The sequence below is a fragment of the Roseibium sp. RKSG952 genome (genome assembly GCF_009711355.1).
Window position 1 is genome coordinate 1 of the sequence record NZ_SMMF01000562.1, and the last position, 1,887, is coordinate 1,887.

General features: G+C 50.3%; 2 protein-coding genes. One reads left to right on the forward strand and one right to left on the reverse strand.

Features of this window, described 5'->3' with window-relative positions; genetic code table 11:
• Window positions 1-277 precede the first annotated feature (277 nt).
• Complete coding sequence (locus E1297_RS02270) at window positions 278-622, forward strand: ArsR family transcriptional regulator (RefSeq protein WP_155133373.1); 345 nt, start codon at window positions 278-280, stop codon at window positions 620-622.
• Window positions 623-1,105: 483 nt separating this feature from the next.
• Here the strand turns inward: E1297_RS02270 and E1297_RS02275 are convergent, their stop codons facing one another.
• Complete coding sequence (locus tag E1297_RS02275) at window positions 1,106-1,483, reverse strand: hypothetical protein (protein WP_155133376.1); 378 nt, start codon at window positions 1,481-1,483, stop codon at window positions 1,106-1,108.
• Window positions 1,484-1,887: the final 404 nt, after the last annotated feature.

Genomic DNA, 1,887 nt, shown 5'->3' on the forward strand with positions numbered 1-1,887 from the left:
GCTGAGAAGCACTTCGCGCCAGCTTTGTGTACTTTCCCTTATGCCAGTCGTTGTATTCCTCGCTCCAGTGGGCGGACGAGACCGATGCCATGATCCGCACGGTCGTGGATACTCACCGTTTAAACGACAAAACACCTTACCAGATCATCCGAATTTTAGTATCTCCCTGAGTGTTCCACAAACAAGGGGTTGGGTAATTACAACGAGTGCTTGAAGTGTTTTAAAGAGTGCTCGCCGATGAAGTTGACACGGCCCCAAAGGACCAACACTGAAGACAATGACGAACAATATACAGCTTACAGACACAGTCCGGAAGTTTCGCGAAGCACTGGAGGTTTTCCATAAGCTTGACGCTGAAATCCCAATTCAAACCGTCCTGGCATATCTCCATGCTGTTGAGAAGCCGGGACAGTCGGTCACGGAGATCAGTAAACTGTTGGAGACCAACGTTAGTACAGTGAGCCGCCAGCTAGCATCCTTGACCAAGACACACCGCAACGGCCTTGCTGGTTATGATCTATTGGTAGCAAGGGACGACGACCAAGATGATTGCATCAAGAAGATGTACCCGACGACCAGAGGGTGTAATCTGATGGAAGAAATTGAAAAGATCATTAAGTGAGGTCATCGCGTCAGGTTCCAGCGAGACAACGCTAGACTCACTTTGAGAAAGCTTAGTAAGGCGGGAGAGCAATCAGTTTCCCGCCCCTATGTCCACCCCTCCTGCGTTTTCAGGGCATACTCAGGGCATACAAGGTTTCTCTGTATCACGGTGCTTCCGACGTGCTCGAAACCAGTGCCGTACCTTGCGATCAGCATTAGGTTACAAAGGGTGTCAAAAAACCCCTTTTAATGGTTGTTACCGAATTGGTTTTACCTCGAGAGATTGGGTCGCCCGAGGTGGCCCGTCGTAACGCAAGTTGCCCCCGGGGTTGAAAAACCGCTCGAGCACCGGCTGGCAGGGGTCCAGGAAATTTCCCGGGTCGGCGCCCCTCTGATCTTGAAGGAAAAGATGTGATGTCCCCGCCGGCCCGCCGGACAAAAGAGGAAATGGGAGTCGAGGACTGACTGCCGGGTGTCAAAACACCCCTTTTAATGGTTGTTGCTAAATTGGTTTTGCCTCGAGAGACTGGGTTGCCCGAGGTGGGCCGTCGTAATATTCAAAGCCGAATTCGACCCACATTTTTTCGAAAAAACCCTCGACCTCCTCGAGCGAGTAGTTCGCTATCGAGTGAGAAACGTCACTCACGGCATCGTCCTTCAAATTGAACTGAACGTTTGCCCACATGCTTCTGGCGACAGGCTTTTTAAGCAGATAGCTGAAGTCCCATTCGGTGAAGTTGACAAAATACCGAATCCCCAGTTCGTCTGTAATCCTTTTTTGCCAAAGAGCGACAAATCCATCCCTTCCTGCTACGTGGGTCCCGGATCTGTTGTATTGGCGGTAGCCTGCATTCTCTAGAATTGCCGATGTGATCGTCATGCGTCTCTCTCATTTTCGTTTCATCGAATAAGGCGCTTCCGCGCAAGCGGGAGCGCCTTGTATCCCGCTTGCTCTTGCATTTTGCGTTATTCCAGAGAAAGCCACAAGCATGCGTCGTGCCATAAAAGTCAGATTGTGTCCCGCGAAGGATCAGCCCAAACAATTGGACTTCTGGTCCGGCGCATCGAACAAACCGCACTCGGTCCGAGATGTATTTTAAGGATTCGAAAGTTTCTTGTTTACGGCGCCCGCTGTCCGACCATATATTTCAATATAGCCTTTAGGACTCGCACCCTGAAAGCTTTGTATGAATCCTTGAGATCATTCGCGGAGTAGACGACAAATGGACGAAAAGCATTTCAATTACAAATGCGGAAATAGCGATGTGGATCGGCTCTGTCGCG

Coding starts and splice junctions, on each gene's coding strand:
- E1297_RS02270 (WP_155133373.1), top strand. CDS start 278: ATGACGAACAATATACAGCTTACAGACACAGTCCGGAAGTTTCGCGAA.
- E1297_RS02275 (WP_155133376.1), bottom strand. CDS start 1,483: ATGACGATCACATCGGCAATTCTAGAGAATGCAGGCTACCGCCAATAC.